The organism is Acinetobacter sp. TG2027 (genome assembly GCF_000302435.1).
Taxonomy (GTDB): Bacteria; Pseudomonadota; Gammaproteobacteria; order Pseudomonadales; family Moraxellaceae; genus Acinetobacter; species Acinetobacter pittii.
Window position 1 is genome coordinate 382083 of the sequence record NZ_AMJN01000040.1, and the last position, 19300, is coordinate 401382.

19 protein-coding genes and 1 other RNA gene are annotated in these 19300 nt (G+C 35.8%); 12 read left to right on the forward strand and 8 right to left on the reverse strand.

All coding sequences use genetic code 11. The features are described 5' to 3' along the window. Positions 1–17: 17 nt before the first annotated feature. Genes bamA through lpxA form a run of 5 tightly spaced genes read left to right on the forward strand, consistent with a single transcriptional unit; the run spans position 18 to position 5421 of the window. Positions 18–2528 carry an outer membrane protein assembly factor BamA gene (gene bamA, locus B806_RS0111435; RefSeq protein WP_017385997.1) on the forward strand — a complete coding sequence of 837 codons (2511 nt, stop codon included), beginning with the start codon at positions 18–20 and terminating at the stop codon, positions 2526–2528. 40 nt (positions 2529–2568) lie between these two features. Further along, a complete protein-coding gene (locus B806_RS0111440; protein WP_014206985.1) occupies positions 2569–3069 on the forward strand; it encodes an OmpH family outer membrane protein in 501 nt (166 codons plus the stop codon). A gap of 4 nt (positions 3070–3073) precedes the next feature. Next, positions 3074–4144: a UDP-3-O-(3-hydroxymyristoyl)glucosamine N-acyltransferase gene (gene lpxD, locus B806_RS0111445; protein ID WP_014206984.1), complete on the forward strand. Its 1071-nt coding sequence runs from the start codon at positions 3074–3076 to the stop codon at positions 4142–4144. Positions 4145–4150: 6 nt separating this feature from the next. After that, entirely contained in the window at positions 4151–4636 is a 486-nt protein-coding gene (gene fabZ, locus B806_RS0111450; RefSeq protein WP_002115603.1) for a 3-hydroxyacyl-ACP dehydratase FabZ, read from the forward strand. Further along, a complete protein-coding gene (gene lpxA, locus B806_RS0111455; RefSeq protein WP_017385998.1) occupies positions 4633–5421 on the forward strand; it encodes an acyl-ACP--UDP-N-acetylglucosamine O-acyltransferase in 789 nt (262 codons plus the stop codon). Before fabZ ends, lpxA begins: the two co-directional genes overlap by 4 nt. A gap of 58 nt (positions 5422–5479) precedes the next feature. On the opposite strand, the gene B806_RS0111460 is transcribed toward lpxA, so the two are convergent. Next, positions 5480–6355, reverse strand: coding sequence for a YbgF trimerization domain-containing protein (locus B806_RS0111460; RefSeq protein ID WP_005068911.1), 876 nt, complete (start codon positions 6353–6355; stop codon positions 5480–5482). A 314-nt stretch (positions 6356–6669) separates the two neighbouring features. Here B806_RS0111460 and ffs point away from each other — a divergent pair. Continuing rightward, an RNA gene (ffs, locus tag B806_RS19450) (signal recognition particle sRNA small type) lies at positions 6670–6766 on the forward strand. Between the two features lie 13 nt (positions 6767–6779). Here the strand turns inward: ffs and B806_RS0111465 are convergent. From B806_RS0111465 to B806_RS0111480, 4 genes are all read right to left on the reverse strand, one after another. Next, positions 6780–7262, reverse strand: a complete 483-nt coding sequence (locus tag B806_RS0111465; protein WP_005068912.1) for a regulatory protein RecX — start codon at positions 7260–7262, stop codon at positions 6780–6782. Positions 7263–7321: 59 nt separating this feature from the next. Then, positions 7322–8368, reverse strand: a complete 1047-nt coding sequence (gene recA / locus B806_RS0111470) for a recombinase RecA (protein WP_002115680.1) — start codon at positions 8366–8368, stop codon at positions 7322–7324. A gap of 145 nt (positions 8369–8513) precedes the next feature. After that, entirely contained in the window at positions 8514–8942 is a 429-nt protein-coding gene (locus B806_RS0111475; RefSeq protein WP_017403036.1) for a S4 domain-containing protein, read from the reverse strand. Further along, entirely contained in the window at positions 8926–9612 is a 687-nt protein-coding gene (locus tag B806_RS0111480) for an HAD-IA family hydrolase (RefSeq protein ID WP_017385999.1), read from the reverse strand. Before B806_RS0111480 ends, B806_RS0111475 begins: the two co-directional genes overlap by 17 nt. Positions 9613–10036: 424 nt before the next feature. Here B806_RS0111480 and B806_RS0111485 point away from each other — a divergent pair, with 424 nt between their 5' ends. Beyond that, positions 10037–10330 (forward strand): hypothetical protein, encoded by a 294-nt coding sequence (locus B806_RS0111485; protein ID WP_025465974.1) that lies wholly within the window; start codon positions 10037–10039, stop codon positions 10328–10330. 37 nt (positions 10331–10367) lie between these two features. On the opposite strand, the gene B806_RS0111490 is transcribed toward B806_RS0111485, so the two are convergent. Both B806_RS0111490 and gigD read right to left on the reverse strand, forming a co-directional pair. Then, positions 10368–10904: a GNAT family N-acetyltransferase gene (locus B806_RS0111490; RefSeq protein WP_017386001.1), complete on the reverse strand. Its 537-nt coding sequence runs from the start codon at positions 10902–10904 to the stop codon at positions 10368–10370. Positions 10905–10933: 29 nt separating this feature from the next. Continuing rightward, complete coding sequence (gene gigD / locus B806_RS0111495; RefSeq protein WP_017386002.1) at positions 10934–11383, reverse strand: Lrp/AsnC family transcriptional regulator GigD; 450 nt, start codon at positions 11381–11383, stop codon at positions 10934–10936. Positions 11384–11530: 147 nt separating this feature from the next. Here gigD and kynU point away from each other — a divergent pair, with 147 nt between their 5' ends. The 5 genes from kynU to B806_RS0111520 all read left to right on the forward strand — a co-directional run bounded on the left by kynU (position 11531) and on the right by B806_RS0111520 (position 17612). Next, positions 11531–12781 (forward strand): kynureninase, encoded by a 1251-nt coding sequence (gene kynU / locus B806_RS0111500; RefSeq protein ID WP_017403037.1) that lies wholly within the window; start codon positions 11531–11533, stop codon positions 12779–12781. Positions 12782–12821: 40 nt separating this feature from the next. Then, a complete protein-coding gene (locus B806_RS0111505) occupies positions 12822–14228 on the forward strand; it encodes an amino acid permease (protein ID WP_017386004.1) in 1407 nt (468 codons plus the stop codon). Between the two features lie 7 nt (positions 14229–14235). After that, positions 14236–14982, forward strand: coding sequence for an alpha/beta hydrolase (locus B806_RS0111510; RefSeq protein ID WP_017386005.1), 747 nt, complete (start codon positions 14236–14238; stop codon positions 14980–14982). Positions 14983–15588: 606 nt separating this feature from the next. Continuing rightward, positions 15589–15873, forward strand: a complete 285-nt coding sequence (locus B806_RS0111515; protein ID WP_017386006.1) for a DUF6527 family protein — start codon at positions 15589–15591, stop codon at positions 15871–15873. A gap of 557 nt (positions 15874–16430) precedes the next feature. Beyond that, positions 16431–17612: a S8 family peptidase gene (locus B806_RS0111520; RefSeq protein ID WP_017386007.1), complete on the forward strand. Its 1182-nt coding sequence runs from the start codon at positions 16431–16433 to the stop codon at positions 17610–17612. Positions 17613–17653: 41 nt separating this feature from the next. Here B806_RS0111520 and B806_RS0111525 read toward each other — a convergent pair whose 3' ends face one another. Then, entirely contained in the window at positions 17654–19108 is a 1455-nt protein-coding gene (locus tag B806_RS0111525) for a SulP family inorganic anion transporter (protein WP_017386008.1), read from the reverse strand. Between the last annotated feature and the right edge of the window lie 192 nt (positions 19109–19300).

Below are 19300 nucleotides of genomic sequence, written 5' to 3' on the forward strand. Positions count from 1 at the left end.
TTACTGGAAAAACTGGCATGCGGCACACACATTTTTTAATGCCTTTGGCACTTGTTAGCGCTATGGCAGCGGTACAACAAGCATATGCAGCTGATGATTTCGTTGTTCGAGATATTCATATAGATGGTTTGGTCCGTCTTACTCCTGCAAATGTTTCTACCATGTTGCCAATCAACAGTGGCGATCGCGTTAATGAACCGATGATCGCAGAAGCAATTCGAACATTGTATGCCACTGGACTTTTTGACGATATTAAAGCATCAAGAGATAACGATACTTTAGTTTTTAATGTCGTAGAGCGCCCAATTATTTCAAAACTTGAATTTAAGGGTAACAAACTTATTCCTAAAGAGGCTTTAGAGCAAGGCCTCAAAAAAATGGGCATTGCTGAAGGCGAAGTTTTCAAGAAGTCAGCTTTGCAAACAATTGAAACCGAATTAGAGCAGCAATATACTCAGCAAGGTCGTTATGATGCTGATGTAACTGTTGATACTATAGCTCGCCCAAATAACCGTGTTGAACTTAAATTAAATTTTAATGAAGGTACGGCAGCTAAAGTTTTTAATATCAATATTATTGGTAATACTGTTTTTAAAGACAGTGAAATTAAACAAGCTTTCGCAGTTAAGGAAAGTGGTTGGGCTTCAGTTGTAACTCGTAATGACCGTTATGCTAGAGAGAAAATGGCAGCGAGCCTTGAAGCTTTGCGCGCGATGTATCTGAATAAAGGTTATATCAATTTTCATATCAATAACTCACAGCTCAATATTAGTGAAGATAAAAAGAATATCTTTATTGAAGTTGCAGTAGAGGAAGGTAGTCAGTTCAAATTTGGTCAAACCAAATTTTTAGGTGACGCACTTTATAAACCTGAAGAACTGCAAGCTTTAAAAATCTATAAAGATGGCGATACCTATTCTCAAGAAAAGGTAAATGCTGTTAAGCAATTGTTATTGCGTAAATATGGTAATGCTGGTTATTACTTTGCAGATGTAAATGTTGTTCCGCAAATTAATAACGAAACGGGTGTTGTTGACTTAAACTATTATGTAAACCCAGGTCAGCAAGTAACCGTACGTCGTATTAACTTTACAGGTAATAGTAAAACTGCCGATGAAGTATTGCGTCGTGAAATGCGTCAAATGGAAGGCGCTTTAGCGAGTAATGAAAAAATTGATTTGTCCAAGGTTCGTTTAGAGCGTACAGGATTCTTCAAAACAGTTGATATTAAACCGGCTCGTATTCCAAATTCACCAGATCAGGTGGACTTAAACGTAAATGTTGAAGAGCAACACTCAGGAACTACAACTTTAGCGGTAGGTTACTCACAAAGTGGTGGTATCACATTCCAAGCAGGTTTGAGTCAAACTAACTTTATGGGAACGGGTAATCGTGTTTCGATCGATTTATCTCGTTCTGAAACTCAAGACTACTATAACTTAAGCGTTACCGACCCTTACTTTACAATTGATGGGGTAAGTCGCGGTTATAACGTTTATTATCGTAAAACAAAGCTAAATGATGACTATAACGTTAATAACTATGTTACCGATAGTTTCGGTGGTAGTTTAAGTTTTGGTTATCCTATTGATGAAAACCAAAGCCTAAGTGCCTCTTTAGGTATTGATAATACTAAAGTAACGACTGGTCCTTATGTCTCTACTTATGTACGTGACTACTTAAAGGCAAATGGTGGGAAAACCACTTCAACAAGTACTTACTGCCTCGTTGACCTTGAGAAAGATCCAACAACAGGATTGTATAAGTGTCCAGATGGCAAAACTTCTGAGCCTTATGGAAGTGCGTTTGAGGGTGAGTTCTTTACTTATAATTTGAATTTAGGTTGGTCATATAACACATTAAACCGTCCAATTTTCCCAACTTCAGGTATGTCTCATCGAGTGGGGCTTGAAATTGGTTTACCGGGTAGTGATGTCGATTATCAAAAAGTAACCTATGATACACAAGCATTCTTACCAATCGGTAATTCAGGCTTTGTATTACGTGGTTATGGTAAGCTTGGCTATGGTAATGATTTGCCATTCTATAAAAACTTCTATGCGGGTGGTTATGGTTCTGTTCGTGGTTATGACAACAGTACCTTGGGCCCGAAATATTCAAGCGTGAATTTACAAGAAGAAGGTAAAAATGACTCTTCTCCAGAAGAAGTTGGTGGTAATGCTTTAGTTCAGTTTGGTACAGAGCTTGCTTTACCATTGCCATTCAAGGGAGATTGGACTCGCCAAGTACGACCAGTCCTTTTTGCTGAAGGCGGTCAAGTATTTGATACTAAATGTGATGTTGGCTCTTATTCTATGATGATGAATGGCCAAGAAATTCCAAATGCTAAAAAATACTGTGAAGACAATTACGGTTTTGATTTAGGCAATATGCGTTATAGCGTAGGTGTTGGTTTCACATGGATCACTATGATTGGACCATTATCTCTTAGCTATGCATTCCCGTTAAATGACAAGCCTGGTGACGAAACTAAAGAGATTCAGTTTGAAATCGGTCGTACTTTCTAAGTACGACTTGACTAAACATGCAATAAGGACACAAATTAAGATGAAAAAATTAAATATATTAATGTTAGGATTAGGCCTTACAGTTTCTGCTATGACTAATGCAGCTGGTTATGGTGTTATTGATCTTGCTAAAGTTGTTGAAAGTAGTACTTATTTAAAACAACAAAATGCAAGTTTAAATCAATCTGTTAAACCAACAACCACTCGTCTTGAGCAGTTGGGTAAAGAGTTAGAAGGTCTTCAACGTCAAGCCCAAACCCAAGGGCAAAAAATGAAAGAAGATGATATTAAGAAGCTTCAGACTCAATATCAGTCAAAATTAAATGAATTCAACTCAACTCAACAAGGTTTGCAATCTAAAGTTCAAACTAGTTTGCAAGGAATGAACTCAACTTTCGAGAGTCGTGTGAAGCAAGCAGCTGAACAATTACGAAAAGAAAATAATCTTGACTTCATTTTGAATAAAAATTCGACCGTTGCCTATGACGCTAAATATGATTTAACTGATAAAATGATACAAAAGGTTAATTCAATGAAATAAATTAATGAAAGTGCAACATTATCGTTTAGATGAACTAGCTCACCTAGTGAATGGTGAGTTAGTCGGTGCGGGTAGTCTTCAATTCATAAACCTAGCAAGTTTAGAAAATGCTGAACCTTCTCATATTACTTTCGTAAATGGCGAAAAGTATATCGATCAAGCAAAGGCTAGCCGTGCGGGTGCGTACATTGTTACAAGCTCTATTAAAGAACAGCTTACTGATAAACAAAATTTTATTATTGTTGATAATCCATATTTGGCTTTTGCCATCCTTACCCATGCTTTTGATAAAAAGATCACATCAATAGGGATTGAAAGTACTGCTCAAATTCATCCTTCTGCAATTATTTCTGAAAAAGCATATATTGGCCATTACGTTGTAATTGGTGAAAATTGTGTAGTAGGTGAGAACACGATTATTCAGTCTCATACTCGTCTGGATGATAATGTAGAAATTGGCAAGGATTGTTTTATCGATTCTCATGTCACTATTACTGGCGGTTCTAAATTACTTGATCGTGTTCGAGTTCATGCAAGTACTGTGATTGGTAGTGAAGGCTTTGGATTTGCACCATATCAAGGTAAATGGCATCGTATCGCACAATTAGGTTCAGTTATTATTGGTAATGATGTCCGTATTGGATCAAATTGTAGTATTGATCGAGGGGCACTAGATAATACGATTTTGGAAGATGGGGTAATTATTGATAATCTTGTGCAAATCGCACATAACGTTCATATTGGTTCCAATACAGCTATTGCTGCTAAATGTGGAATTGCTGGAAGCACTAAAATTGGCAAAAACTGTATTCTTGCAGGAGCCTGTGGTGTGTCTGGTCACCTTTCAATCACTGATAATGTGACTTTAACTGGAATGTCAATGGTCACAAAAAATATTTCTGAAGCTGGTACCTATTCTTCAGGAATTGGATTATTTGAAAATAGTCATTGGAAAAAGACAATTGTACGCTTGCGACAATTAGCAGATGTGCCATTGACCCAAATCACTAAACGACTTGATCATATACAAGCTCAAATAGAGTCTCTTGAATCAACTTTTAATTTGCGTAAATAGAATATTATGACCGAGTCAACTACACCTAAATTTGCCATCCCTGAATTACCAATGCAGATTCAAACGATTCGTCAATATTTGCCGCATCGTTATCCTTTCTTATTGGTTGATCGTGTGACTGAAGTTACTGACAATAGTATTGTTGGTTATAAAAATGTTTCTATCAATGAAGAGTTCCTACAAGGACATTTTCCAGAATATCCAATTATGCCGGGTGTTCTAATTGTAGAAGCATTAGCTCAAGTTTCGGGCGTTCTAGGTTTTATTATGAACAATGAGACGCCAAAACCAGGTTCTTTATTCCTCTTTGCTGGTGCAGAAAAGGTAAGATTTAAAAAACAAGTAGTTGCTGGCGACCAACTTGTATTAAAATCTGAATTAGTAATGCAAAAACGCGGTATCTACAAATATAACTGTACGGCTACCGTTGACGGTATTGTAGCAACAACCGCTGAAATTATGATTTCACACCAAAAAACAGAGCAGGCATGAGCAATCACGATTTAATTCATTCTACGGCCATTATTGATCCATCTGCAGTGATTGCCCCGGATGTCCAGATAGGACCTTATTGTATTATTGGTCCAAATGTGACGATTGGCGCTGGTACTAAATTACATTCACATGTTGTAGTTGGTGGTTTTACCAAAATTGGTCAAAATAATGAGATTTTCCAGTTTGCAAGTGTTGGTGAAGTTTGCCAAGACTTGAAATATCAAGGTGAAGAAACTTGGTTAGAGATTGGAGATCATAATTTAATTCGTGAGCATTGCAGTTTACATAGAGGAACTGTACAAGATAATGCTTTAACTAAAATAGGTAGTCATAACTTATTGATGGTTAATACGCATATTGCACATGACTGTATTGTTGGTGATCATAATATTTTCGCAAATAATGTTGGTGTTGCTGGACACGTCCATATTGGTGATCATGTCATTATTGGTGGTAATTCGGGAATTCATCAATTCTGTAAAATCGATTCTTACAGTATGGTTGGTGGAGCATCTTTAATTTTAAAAGATGTGCCAGCTTATGTTATGGCATCTGGTAATCCAGCACATGCGTTTGGTATTAATATAGAAGGTATGCGCCGAAAGGGTTGGTCTAAGGATACAATTCAAGGTCTTAGAGAAGCTTATAAATTGATTTTTAAATCAGGCCTGACCTCTGTTCAAGCTGTTGAGCAGATTAAAAATGATATTCTTCCGAATGTTCCAGAAGCTCAATTATTAATTGACTCTGTTGAGCAATCAGAACGTGGTATTGTGCGTTAAGCCGAGATATTCAAAAAAAGACACCGCAATCTGCGGTGTCTTTTTTTCTTAAAAACTTTTATTTGTTAAAAAATTTGGCTTCTTCAGATTTTGGATACTGACTTAAAATTTTAGCTTTATATTGGTTTGCTGATACAGTGTTTTTATCAACATCTTTGGCAATACTGTAGAGTTGATAAAGCGCGCGAGGAGCTTTACTAGAATTTGGGTATTGCGTAGCGACTACATTATAGTTCTTTTTAGCTTCATTATAATTTACCGGATCAGTTGCTAAATTAAACTCGGCTAACCAAAAATAGGCATTCCCTGTATAAACGCTATTAGGATGATTTTTGATAAAGTTTTGCATTGGAGCAATCGCTTTTTTCGCTCCACCTTGTTTGTAGGCATCTAAAGCGACAGTATAAGCTGCTTTTTCAAGTTCTACAGGGTTCGATTGATTTTGCGTAGCAGGCGATGAAGCTGGTTGTGTTACTTGCGTTTGTGAAGGGGAAGTAACTTGACTTGCAGCAGTTGTAGTAGTACTAGCTGCTTTATTGTCGGTAGGAGGAGCTTCTGAGCTTCCGGTAGCTGTAGCATCACTATTTGCTGTATTGTCTGGTGCTGCACTTTCTGGATCTACTTTTTGATTTAGTAATTCCAAACGCTGGTCTAAATCAGTATAGCGATTAGATAAATCTTTTTTCAGTTGTTCAATATCATTCGATTGTTCTTCTAACTGTCCGCGTAAGGTACGTATATCATTTTCTAATTGTTGGTTTTTTTGCATCAATTCCCAATTTAAATTACTAGGGACTGAAGCGTTATTCGATGAAGTGTTAGTTGAACTACCACCACTTTGACTTAAACCGCGCGATTCAATTGGAATATTGGCATAGAGAGAAGTAGTGCTCATTAAGGCAATAAATAATAAAGAATGCTTCATCAATCGCATGAGTATAGGTCCATAATTTTATGTAAAAGCTAACTTGAGAAGGGAATATGTAAACTATTCACATTAGCTATCTAAGGTTTTAATTGATCATTGCAATTAAAACAGCTAACAATATAAATGCAAGAATAGTTTACAATCTTCAAGCATATTTTATTCAAAATAAGTATCAAGAAAGAATATAAGATAAGAGATTCTAGGAATTTATATGTTTTTGACGATGAATTAATCAATTGAAACATAAACTTGCTTAAAATTGAGAAGAAGGCTTGCAACTCTTTTAAAAATCTCTATACTCTGTTTTGCAATGGTAGCCCCGCTGGTGGCTTCGCAATTGTACTCTGTGAACCCCGCCAGGACCGGAAGGTAGCAACGGTAGCAGATCTATGATGTGCCGAAGTTTTGCTAGTGGGGTTGCCACCATCTTCTAATCCGATCTCCGTTGGATTGCCTTCATAATTACATCTAAATCAAATCCTCTATATTGTAAAAACCTCATCTGTTTTGCTTTAAGTTTAGGATCTTTTTCTACTTCTTCACCAAACTTTTTCACTTTAAGTTGATAAGCCTGTTCCACCCAATCAATATTATGAATTTCATCTGCAATTAAATCATTTTCGATTTGTTTAGTTTTTAAAGCTTGTTTGATGCGTTTTGGTCCTTTGCCTTTACGAATTTGGCTAGCCAATGTTAGTTCTGCAACGCGTTGGTCACTTTGATAATTTTGCTCAGATAACTCTTCAACAAGTTGCTTAACCTCTTCAGGGTTTTGTGCATAACGATTCAATTTCTCGATAAGTTCTGCTTTCGAATAATCTCGACGAGTCAATAATGCAAAAGCATATGAGCGCAAACGTTGCCCTGTTAGCAAAGCGCGTTGTTGGGGCTGTTCTTCTGTTCTTTTGAACATATTTAATATTTCCTTGTAAAAAACGCCCCGAAGGGCGTTTTAAGACTTATAAGCGGTAATTAAGACTCTAATAGAAGATCTTCTTCTTCATCTTCCACTTGTACAGCACCATTAGTACCCGTAGTTAGCAGTTGTTCACGGATAATCTTTTCAATTTCTCCAGCCATTTGAGGATTTTCTTCAAAGTGGCGGATAACATTGTTTTTACCTTGGCCAATTTTATTGCCTTGATATGAATACCAAGCGCCTGCTTTTTGCACGATATCTTGTTGTACAGCTAAATCTACAAGTTCGCCAAGCTGGTTTGTACCTTTACCGTATAGGATTTGGAAAATAGCTTCTTTAAAGGGAGGAGCCATTTTGTTTTTAACAACTTTAACTCGAGTTTCAGAGCCGATGATTTCATCACCTTCTTTGACCTGACCAATACGGCGGATATCTAAACGTACAGAAGCATAGAACTTCAATGCGTTACCACCAGTCGTAGTCTCAGGGCTACCAAACATTACACCAATTTTCATACGGATCTGGTTAATGAAAATAACCATACAGTTCGAGCGTTTAGCGTTACCCGTAATTTTACGTAATGCCTGACTCATTAAGCGAGCTTGTAAGCCCATGTGAGAGTCACCCATTTCGCCTTCAATTTCTGCTTTAGGAGTAAGAGCAGCAACTGAGTCGACAACGATTAAATCAATTGCACCAGAGCGAACTAGCATGTCTGCAATCTCGAGTGCTTGTTCACCGTTATCTGGTTGCGATACAAGTAGATTATCAATGTCCACGCCTAGCTTACGTGCATATTGTGGATCTAATGCGTGTTCTGCATCGATAAATGCACAAGTACCACCAGCTTTTTGACATTGTGCAATCGCTTGGAGAGTCATTGTGGTTTTACCAGAAGATTCTGGACCATAAATTTCAACGATACGACCTTTCGGTAAACCGCCAATCCCCAATGCAATATCTAAAGTCAAAGAACCTGTAGATACAGCTTCAACTGCTTGAACAGTGTTGTCACCGAGACGCATCACCGTATTTTTGCCAAATTGCTTCTCAATTTGACTTAGCGCGGCTTGTAATGCTTTGCTTTTATTCTCATCCATCTCAAAAACCTCAATACTCTAAGTTCATCACGTTTAACCCAAGTGGATGTATTGAATCTCAACTTGTTTCACAGGGCTAATAGTGACAGATTTTTTCTATAGCTTCTATGTGTTGTCTGTGTGTGTGCGACACAACTCGACGTTTTTATTCATCACCATACGACCAGTGTTGATCATTGTCCTGTTTAAACCGATTAATCTGTCTACGATCCTTTTTACTCGGTCTATGATCAGGTCGAGCAAGATTATGCAATTTTCGTTGGGATGCAATCAACTCCCGTCTAGCAATACTTACTTCTGTTTCTTCATAAAGTTGCTGGGCAACCGGTGCTGGACCACGTATGTTCGAAAGCGCTTTTACGACAACGGTTTTTTTATCAAAACCTTGTTGAATAATAAGTTCCATTCCAACACGAATTTCTTTGGAAACTTTTACACGCTCATTATTGTGATGTACTTTACCTCCTTCGATTGCTGCTTTAGCAATTGAACGAGTTTTAAAAAAACGAGCAGCCCATAGCCATTTGTCGATACGCATGGTCTCTACAGCATCGTTTTCAAGCGATTTTGACATCATTATCCTTTCTATCAATTTGATTCAATATAGACAGCAATTCTGTAAGTCGATCTAGTGCTTTATATTCTAAATCTTCATACTTTCTTACATCCTTTAGACTTGAGGGCTGCAAGATAGTAAACAAGTGCTTGATACCAAATTTTTCAGCTGTTTTGAGTACAGGACCTGTATCATCAATAAAAATGGTTGCTTCTGGGTCGAAAGGGTGTAATTTTTGGAGCTCTTGCCAAAAATGAATATCTTCTTTTGCATAACCAATTTGTTCACTCGATACGGTTACGTCAAAGAAGTGTTCAATTGCAACATTATCGAACTTTAACCGTAAGCTTGCACGATCGGCATTTGTAACTAACCAACAACTATATCCTTGCTTTTTCAGTTCCTGTAGAAGCTCAATACAACCAGACCGAGCTTGAATTTTTGTCTGAAATTCTTGCTGTAATTTGAGTACATCAACGCCTACAGTTTTGGTCCAATAAGCTGATGAATACCAAACAAGCGTATGTCTATGTGATTGATAAAACTGATATAGTGTTTTTTGGCTCTGGTCGAGTGGAAGTTGATGTATCTCTGCATGTCGCTTAGGAAGACATTCATTCCAAATGAAATCATCAAAAGCGAGATCTAATAGCGTACCATCCATGTCAAACATTACGATTTTAGACATATCTAAATATCTCCAAAATCATTTAAAGCAAATTTTTTAAGACACATCTATCATATATCCTTTTTAAAATCATTAATTAAAGAAACTTCGAGATATAAAATTAATTTAAAACTCCACCCATTAATTCTTTCAAAAGGTGTTTTGATTAATGTGATGGGTAGGGAGGATAAATGATTTGAAAATTATAGCGTGTAATTTTGCAAAACAGGAAGCAATAATAAGTGCTTTTTAGTGGATAACTTTTACTGTGTTTGAAGTAAAAATAGACAGGCAAAGTTTTATAATTAAGAAATCTTAAAAGCCATCTATATTTATAGTTAATTTTGCTTACATAGGATACGTATTGACATACATTTTATAAATTGAAGGATACTTGTTTAAAGATATATTTAAAATTAACCCTAATAAGAATTTAGAGAAAGCAATGAAAATTGGATTTATTGGCGGAGCCAATGACGGTATTGTAATCAATGCTGCTGATGGCCTTGATACTTATAAGCTTGAATGGCATTACAAAGCAGAAAAGCACTGTGAATCACAGCCAACATTAGGTCTTAATGGGCCTGAGTATGATTACTACAACCTATTAATACTAAGAAAAAATAAAGAGGCTAAACTCTTTTATGTACTCACTACAATGGGAAAAGATGATATCGCAAGTAAAATTCATGAGTATTGGGAGTGCTCTACATCTGTTGGCTATGATTTCGATGATTAAGAAAATTTTTATTAATAATTTAAAATTTTGACTTTAATCAAAAAATAAATGAAGAGCTTGTAATTTCATATAACACATGTGCTTTTAGTTGGTGATGGAGAGGAACCTTGGGATGATCAAAGTTTTTAACTTTGTGCATTCCAAGTCTTTCCATGACGGCTTGAGAGGGTGCATTTATATTAGCAGTAAATGAAACGATCTTATCTAAATTCAGTACATTAAAACCATAGTCTAAAGCCGCTTTTGCTCCTTCAGTTGCATAACCTTGTTTCCAGAATTCTTTTGCAAGTCGCCACCCAATTTCCACACATGGAGAAAAGTCAAACTGTTCAGGTTGGCTGTGCAAACCAATAAACCCGATAAATTGATGGGTTTGTTTTAATTCTACTGCCCAGAAGCCCCAACCATTTTCATTAATGAGAGATGAAATTTTTTGGATTAAATTAAGGCTTTCTTGGGGTGTTAATAGAGTTGGGAAAAATTGCATAACATGTTGATCTAAGCCCATTGTTATAAAAGGCTCAACATCACTTTCTTTCCACTGTCTTAAAATTAAACGCTGAGTTTCGATCATGAGACGGCTCTATAATTAAAAATGATGGGTCAAAGTGGCTTTTGCACAATCTTCTGTAAAATGATCTTGGAATTGATGCTCACTACACCTTTTATTTTATTTAAGGTATTAATGACGAAATGAGAAAAAGAACTCAAATCTTTGGTCGCAACGTGTAAAACATAATTAGATTCGCCAGTAATAATATATGCATTAATGACTTCATCAAAATTTTTGATCTGACTTAAAAAGAAGTTGTGATCATTTTCTGTGAGTTGGGCAAGCTTTATTTCGACAATTGCCTCAATTTTTATACCTAGTTTTTCATAATTAACTTTCGCTTGATATTTTTCAATTACACCATTGCTTTCTAAAATTTTAACTCGCCGATGACAAGCTGAAGCCGAAAGGTTAACGAGATCGGCCAGTTCTTGGTTACTTAACCGAGCATTATCTTGTAAATGTTTTAAAATTTTAAGATCAATTGCATCTACATTCATTTTCGAATTTCATCCATGTTTTTTAATTTTAATTCGAATTTTATACGAAAATAGCAAATTTTAATCAAATATTATCGAATAAATCGAAAGAATTGGCGTGATAAAATTCAAATACAAAGGAAATGTTGAAAATAGGTGAAATAACAAATGATTACTCACGAACAATGCCTCTATTGGGATCAGGAAGATGAACTCAAAAAGTTTAAAGACGAATTTGCACTACCAGAAAATGTCATTTATTTAGATGGTAATTCTTTGGGTGCAAGACCAAAAAAATCATTAGAGGTTGCTCAGCATATTATTGCAAAAGAGTGGGGTGAGGACCTCATTAATAGCTGGAATAAAGCAGATTGGTGGGGACTACCGACTAGACTCGGAGATAAAGTCGCGCAGCTTATCGGCGCTGAAAAAGGTGAAGTCGTTATTTCAGACTCAACGACCCTAAATTTATTCAAAGTTTTATCAGCAGCGGTAAAAATTCAAGCTGAAAAATTTCCGGAACGTAAAATTATTGTTGCAGAAAAAGATGCCTTTCCAACCGATATTTATATTATTGAAGGCTTTATAGACTTGATTCATCAGGGTTATCAAGTTGAATTGATTGATGGCACCGATGATTTATCTCGTGTTTTAGCAAAAGATGTGGCGGTAGTTGTTCTTTCTCATGTGAATTATCGGACTGGATATTTCTATGATATGGAGTCTATTAATCAACAAATTCACGCTAAAGATGCTTTGATTATTTGGGATTTATGTCACTCGGTTGGTGCAGTGCCTATGGATCTTAATCAGAGCAATAGTGATTTTGCGATTGGTTGTACTTATAAATATTTAAATGGTGGCCCAGGTTCTCCAGCGTTGTTATGGGTAAATCGAAAGCATCGTGATCAATTTTGGCAACCTCTCTCAGGCTGGTGGAGCCACAAGAAACCTTTTGATATGGCTCAGCACTATGAACCAGCTAACAGTATTCGCCGTTACTTGTGCGGAACTCAACCCATCATTTCTATGAATCTAATTGAATGTGGTATCGATATTTTCTTACAAGCTGATATGCAACAAATACGCGAGAAATCACTCAAATTAACTGATTTGTTTATTCAACTTGTTCAACAAGAATGTGCTCAGTTTGGCTTTGAACTCATTACCCCTTTAAACCATAAATATCGTGGCAGTCATGTCAGTTACAGACATGAGTTTGGCTATGAAATTATTCAGGCGCTTATTGCGCGTGGGGTAATTGGGGATTATCGAGAACCGGAAGTATTACGTTTTGGAATTACACCTTTATATCTAAGATTTGAAGATATTTGGAATGCCGTACAACAACTTAAGCAAATTATGCTGAATAGTGAATGGAAAAATGAACGTTATCTGGTGCGCAGTGAAGTGACCTGATCATTAAGGGTTAATAGCAGAAGAATGGCTAGGAGGGCCTATGAGCAGTTTTGATGAAATACAAAATCGAGAAGCGGGTTTACATAAAAAATTATCCGCAAAACAGATGGGAATGATTGCAATTGGTGGAGCGATTGGTACAGGGCTGTTCATGGGAAGCAAGTTCGCAATTAGCTTTGCTGGCCCAGCCGTCATTGTGAGTTATGCCATTGGAGGCTTAATCGCATTTGCTATTATGGCTTGTTTGGCTGAGATGACAGTCCAGCACCCTACGTCAGGCTCATTTGGGGCATATGCTGAGCATTATGTAAGTCCGCTTGCTGGGTTTTTAGTCCGTTATTGTTATTGGGCATGTATTGTATTAGCGGTCGGTACAGAAATTACAGCAGTTGCTGACTATATGAAATTATGGTTTCCTCATGTAGGTTCTTGGGTTTGGATTGCGTTTTTTTCGCTAACCTTACTTGTGGTTAATGCATATAGTGTTAAAGCTTTTGGATTGGTTGAATATTGGTTTTCGACCATAAAAGTCTTTGCAATTATTGTATTTATTCTTTTAGCAATTGGTATTTTGACTCAAGGTCATGGAGGAACAGCTCAGGTTGTCTCTAATCTAACTGATCATGGGGGTTTTTTTCCTCATGGTTTTAGTGGAGTCTGGATTGGAGTAATCATTTCAATATTTAGTTATTTAAGTATTGAAATGATCGCTGTAGCGGCAGGTGAGGCTAAAGATCCGGAAAGAGCTGTTAAGAAAGCTTTTAAAAGTACTGCAATTCGTTTAATCCTATTTTATTTACTGTCTTTATTTCTTATTGTGGCACTTGTTCCTTGGACAACTTTAATTGGAGCCGAAGCGACCAGCCCTTTTGTGATGGTGATGAAAATTGTAGGGATTCCATATGCTGACAGTATTTTAAATTTTATTGTAATTGTCGCGGCCTTGTCAGCCATGAATAGTATGCTGTATATCTCAACACGTATGCTATTTAGCTTGTCACGAGCAGGAGATGCACCAAAACTATTTGGCCGTATTAGTCATAATGGCGTACCAATTAATGCGTTGTTATTGTCAGCAGTAGGTATTGGAGTCGCGAGTATTGTTTATACGATTAACCCAGCTTCTGCTTTCCCGATCATGATTGCTTTATCTATGTTTGGTGCGTTGTTCACTTGGGGCAGTATTTTTGTTACCCATATGTTTTTTAGAAGGAATATGGCACGAAAAGGAGAACAGTTAAAATTTAAGGTTCCAGCGAGTCAGTTAATCTCCCTGTTAGGACTAATCGCAATTTTAAGTATTACGATCACAACGTGGTTTACCAATGAATTCAAGTCAACTTTACAGTTTGGAGTCCCATTAGTTGTTGTTCTTACATTTTTCTATTATTTAAAACGTTCATCAGCCAAGCTTGCTTTAAATAATCATGAAGAATCTTTGAAGTGAGAGACCTATGCGACTATATGATAATTCTAGAACCGTAGCGAATGAACATGAAATATTGGCAGAATTTAAAAGAACAAGCTTGTTGAGCTATCAAAAAATTACCCATATTGCAGATATCCAATATGGTACGCACTCACGGTCAACTTTAGATTTTTTCCCATTAGAGCAAGCCAAAAAGACTGTTATTTTTATTCATGGTGGTTATTGGCAATGGTGTGATAAATCAGATTTTGCATTCATCGTACCGTATGTTCTAGCAAAAGGAGTCCAGTGCGTTCTTTTAGAATATGATCTAGCCCCACAAAGCAAAATTTCAGATATTGCTTCTCAAATTAATCAAGCTCTCGATTTTATTCGAGAGCAAGACTGGAAAACTAATGAGGTAGTTTTGGTTGGGCATTCGGCAGGGGCGCATCTGGCTGCTTTGTCATTAGGCCATCCACTCATATCTGAGATGGTTTTGTTAAGTGGAATTTATGATCTTGAGCCTATACAAAGTACACATTTAAATCATGCTCTCAATCTTTCAAGCGAAGATATCTTAAAATACAGCCCTGTTCATCAGTCAAAACGAATTACTACTCCATGTTCAATTTTCTGTGGTGAACTCGAACTTGATGAGTTGAAATGGCAAAGCCAAAATTATTTTGAAATGAAGAAAAGGCAAGATCAGGATTTTGTTTCTTTCAAGCTTATTCCTAAAATTAACCATTATTCTATTTTAAATCATTACTTTAATAATATTTTAATTTAAGTGTTTGAAATAGAATGTAATTGAGTAAAGAAAAACAGATTAAACTTATTAAAAGATAAAATGTGAGATAAATCACAACTCAACCTAATTTTTATAAAAATTAAGTATCCTTATTGACCTGACTATAGAACTTAATTAGATTAAAAAGATAGTGCTTTCTCACTAAGCGGCAAAATGTTTAGCTGTTGTTTAGTTGAGTTTCAAGTCCGTAGCTTCCCAAGATGCGGACTTTTTTATTTGATTTTTAAAAACAATAAGATAAATCGAATTTTGTTCTTGGATATGGCGGTAATATCTATTTAATGATTAATATGAGTTAATCACATAGCCCTCTGCCAAATAAGAAACAAATTAGTATTTGCTTTTCATTATTTAACTGGAATTATCATTTAATTAATAGATTATATAAAATATATTTTACCAAACTAACAAAGTGTGAGATTGCACTCGGAACTTCATGAATTTGTCATATAGGTTAGATAAATTAAAAACAGAAAAATAAAAGAGAGAAGGCTATAGCGCATAATTTAATAATATATAGTATCTGTAAATAAATGGTTTAGTCGGCTCTTATGAGTTGGCTTTTTTATTTTTAAAGGAGTGTTAATGAAAGTACAGTATTTTGAAGGAGGCATGTATAAACATATGTGTCCTGCTTGCGGATATCTTCATTATATTCCTGTACATTATCCTTTCTCTAACGGCAACCAATGGTTTTTTAATGGTAACTTGGAAAAACCGACATTTGATCCCATCATAAGTATAAATGAATATTGTAATTACTTTATTAAAAATGGCTTTATCGAATATAGCGTTAATTGTAGGCATCATTTAGCTGGTTGTAAGGTTGAGCTGCCAGAACTAAAATTAAAAAACTATAGAATATATTGATTTTGGTATTTATTAATTATGACCATTTAAAAGACTGCACATTTCCTTAATTATCACATATTTTTGCAATATATCTTTACACATTTGATACTGAACACATATAGTTTAAAAAATTGTAAATCTCTTTTAGTTGAAGGCTATATTATAATTTGCAAGAATTTTCATAACTTACTGTTTTATATTTTTATTTATGGATATCTGGAAATTTTTAAAAAGCTTTAATACAACTGGAACATATCTCATTATTTCTACATTTATATTATTTTTAATGATTATATATTTTTACATTATACATCCTACCTAAACTAAATTATAAATAAAGTAAGATAATTATTTATTCTAAAATGTTTGATGTATCGGTTTATTTGAATTGGTTCTCAATTTTAAATGAAAAAAGATAATAGCATTGTATAGGTCCAAGTTTTATGAAAACATGACGTGGTTATAATATATGGAGAATATAATAAAAATTCCTTTCTAAAGATGTTAATCCCTAAATATAAAGACTGTACTGATCATAACAATGATGTCTAAAGTAAAAAATATGGAGATTTTCTATGAAGTTTTGCCAAGTTTCGACTTTTCTTTTAGCAATAGCGCTGAGTCATTTAACATATGCTGCACCTGCTACAACAAATTCTGTATTAGGCTCATCTGAAGCAAAAGGAATTATTAAAAATCAATATATTGTTATTCTTAATAAGGATGTGGGTTCTTCTAACGAGTTTGCACAAGGTATTGCTAAACAACATGGTGGGAAGGTATTACAGACCTATGATGCTGTACTTAAGGGATTTGCAATTTATTTACCCGATGTTGCCGGTACTGCTTTTGTTGAAGCCATGAAAAAAAATCCGAAAGTCGTTTCAGTAGAAAATGACACAATCATGAAAGTTGATGCGACTACCCAAAGCAACCCAGATTGGGGACTAGATCGTATTGACCAAAAAAACTTACCTCTAGATTCAGCCTATTCGTACTTACAAACAGGTTCAGGTACAACTGCTTATATTGTTGATACAGGAATATTGTCTACACATCAACAGTTCTCTGGACGGGTATTAAGTGGCTATACCGCGATATCTGATGGTAATGGAACAAGTGACTGTCATGGTCATGGTACCCATGTGGCAGGAACAGTTGGTGGTAGTACCTATGGGGTTGCCAAGAATGTAAGCTTAGTACCCATTCGGATTTTAGGATGTGATGGTTCTGGTGCTTCGAGTAATGTGATTGCGGGGCTAGATTGGATATTAAAAAATGGTAAAAAGCCAGCTGTAGTGAATATATCTTTAGGTGGTGAAGCAAACGCATCTTTAGATAGTGCAGTGGAAAATTTATTTAATAATGGTTATGTAATGGTTGTGGCAGCAGGAAACTCGAATACAGATGCATGTAGTTCTTCTCCTGCCAGAGTAAGTAAGGCAATTACTGTTGCTGCTACAGATAGTACAGATACTCGAGCGAGTTATTCGAATTATGGAAGCTGCGTTGATATTTTTGCGCCTGGAAGCCAGATTAACTCTTCTTGGATTGGGAGTAATACAGCAACTAAAGTTTTAAATGGAACTTCAATGGCTACTCCACATGTTGTTGGAGTCGTAGCTGAAATGTTGCAAAGTACACCTACAGCAACACCTCAGACAATCTCAACTAATCTGTTAAATCAAGCAAGTAATAATGTGGTAAAAAATCCTTCAGGTAGCCCAAATCGGTTGCTATATAAATCTGCGCAGTAAAAGTAGTTATTTAAATTAGAAAAGGTCCCGAAGGACCTTTTTTAGATTTTTGCATGAGTACCGTATTTATCAATCATGATTGAGCTGGCTTCATTTAAACCGCGAACCGTTACCTGAATACCGTTCTTTTGAAATTTATTCACAACTGAATCTAACATGGCAACTGAGGTCACATCCCAAATATGAGAATGGGTGAGATCAATAATGACTTCTTTAACTTTTTCTTTAAAGTTAAAACCTTGCATAAATTTTTCAGATGAACTGAAAAATATTTGGCCTCTTAATTCATATAAACGAGCTTGATCTTCGAATGAAGTTTCAATACGAATATCATTTTCAAGTTTATTTGCTAAGAAAAGTGCTGAAAGTAATACCCCAGTTAATACACCTAACGCTAAGTTATGGGTAGCAACCACTACAATAACGGTAGCGATCATAACGACATTACTACTTTTAGGATTATTTTTAAACTGAGTCAGAGAGCTCCACTCAAAAGTACTGATAGATACCATAATCATGACTGCAACCAAAGCAGCCATAGGAATCACTTTTAACCAATCACTTAAAAACACAACTAGAATAAGTAAGAATATACCTGCGCAAAAAGTGGATAAACGTGTACGACCACCAGATTTTACATTAATCATTGATTGACCAATCATGGCACAACCAGCCATGCCGCCCATAAAACCTGAAGCAATATTTGCGATACCTTGACCTTTACATTCTTGAAATTTATCACTAGATGTATCTGTCATTTCATCAACGATTGTTGCAGTCATCATGGATTCAAGTAGACCAACTGCAGCCAGCGCTAAAGAATATGGAAGAATAATAAGGAGGGTTTCTAAATTAAAAGGAATATTCGGAATCAGAAATATCGGCAAAGTGTCTGGTAATGAACCCATATCACCAACTGTTCGAACATCAAACCCTAAAAAAATGGCGAGTAATGTGACTATTACAATACAAATAAGAGGTGAGGGAAAGAACTTTCCAATTTTTGGAATATAGGGGAAAAGGTAAATAATTCCTAAACCAATTGCTACTAATAAGTAGACATGCCATGTAACGCTTATTAATTCCGGTAATTGGGCCATAAAAATGAGAATAGCAAGGGCATTAACAAATCCAATTACTACTGATTTAGAAACAAAACGCATGAGTTTGGCAAGTTTAAAATATCCTGCCAAAATCTGTATGACGCCAGTTAATACTGTCGCAGCGAATAAGTATTGAAGCCCGTGTTCCTTTACTAGCGTTGTCATAACCAAAGCCATGGCACCCGTAGCTGCCGAAATCATAGCTGGACGACCGCCTACGAAAGAAATAATAACGGCAATACAAAAGGATGCATATAAACCGACTTTGGGATCTACACCCGCAATAATTGAAAATGCAATTGCTTCTGGAATTAAAGCAAGACCGACAACGAGACCAGAAAGAATATCTGCGCGGACATTAGAGAACCATTGTTCTCGGACATTCGATAACATGAGAAATAGCCTAAGTTCTAAATTTTGAAAGGCTAGTGATGTGATATACCAACACAAACGACTACACCACATCACTAAACAGTGATGAGTTATTTACAATAGATAAGGGTAAATAAACTTAAGGTGGCGTAAGTATCATAGGCATAGAGAGTTTGAGGCATTTAAAAGTGCCCGAAGAATAACATAAGTTTT

Bases quoted from the DNA above. Each gene is read 5' to 3' on its own strand.
- B806_RS0111505 (WP_017386004.1), top strand. From the start codon at position 12,822: ATGAGCAGTTTTGATGAAATACAAAATCGAGAAGCGGGTTTACATAAA.
- B806_RS0111520 (WP_017386007.1), top strand. From the start codon at position 16,431: ATGAAGTTTTGCCAAGTTTCGACTTTTCTTTTAGCAATAGCGCTGAGT.
- B806_RS0111475 (WP_017403036.1), bottom strand. From the start codon at position 8,942: ATGTCAAAATCGCTTGAAAACGATGCTGTAGAGACCATGCGTATCGAC.
- lpxD (WP_014206984.1), top strand. From the start codon at position 3,074: ATGAAAGTGCAACATTATCGTTTAGATGAACTAGCTCACCTAGTGAAT.
- lpxA (WP_017385998.1), top strand. From the start codon at position 4,633: ATGAGCAATCACGATTTAATTCATTCTACGGCCATTATTGATCCATCT.
- bamA (WP_017385997.1), top strand. From the start codon at position 18: ATGCGGCACACACATTTTTTAATGCCTTTGGCACTTGTTAGCGCTATG.
- B806_RS0111515 (WP_017386006.1), top strand. From the start codon at position 15,589: ATGAAAGTACAGTATTTTGAAGGAGGCATGTATAAACATATGTGTCCT.
- fabZ (WP_002115603.1), top strand. From the start codon at position 4,151: ATGACCGAGTCAACTACACCTAAATTTGCCATCCCTGAATTACCAATG.
- B806_RS0111525 (WP_017386008.1), bottom strand. From the start codon at position 19,108: ATGTTATCGAATGTCCGAGAACAATGGTTCTCTAATGTCCGCGCAGAT.
- B806_RS0111485 (WP_025465974.1), top strand. From the start codon at position 10,037: ATGAAAATTGGATTTATTGGCGGAGCCAATGACGGTATTGTAATCAAT.
- B806_RS0111490 (WP_017386001.1), bottom strand. From the start codon at position 10,904: ATGATCGAAACTCAGCGTTTAATTTTAAGACAGTGGAAAGAAAGTGAT.
- B806_RS0111465 (WP_005068912.1), bottom strand. From the start codon at position 7,262: ATGTTCAAAAGAACAGAAGAACAGCCCCAACAACGCGCTTTGCTAACA.
- recA (WP_002115680.1), bottom strand. From the start codon at position 8,368: ATGGATGAGAATAAAAGCAAAGCATTACAAGCCGCGCTAAGTCAAATT.
- kynU (WP_017403037.1), top strand. From the start codon at position 11,531: ATGATTACTCACGAACAATGCCTCTATTGGGATCAGGAAGATGAACTC.
- gigD (WP_017386002.1), bottom strand. From the start codon at position 11,383: ATGAATGTAGATGCAATTGATCTTAAAATTTTAAAACATTTACAAGAT.
- B806_RS0111480 (WP_017385999.1), bottom strand. From the start codon at position 9,612: ATGTCTAAAATCGTAATGTTTGACATGGATGGTACGCTATTAGATCTC.
- B806_RS0111440 (WP_014206985.1), top strand. From the start codon at position 2,569: ATGAAAAAATTAAATATATTAATGTTAGGATTAGGCCTTACAGTTTCT.
- B806_RS0111460 (WP_005068911.1), bottom strand. From the start codon at position 6,355: ATGCGATTGATGAAGCATTCTTTATTATTTATTGCCTTAATGAGCACT.
- B806_RS0111510 (WP_017386005.1), top strand. From the start codon at position 14,236: ATGCGACTATATGATAATTCTAGAACCGTAGCGAATGAACATGAAATA.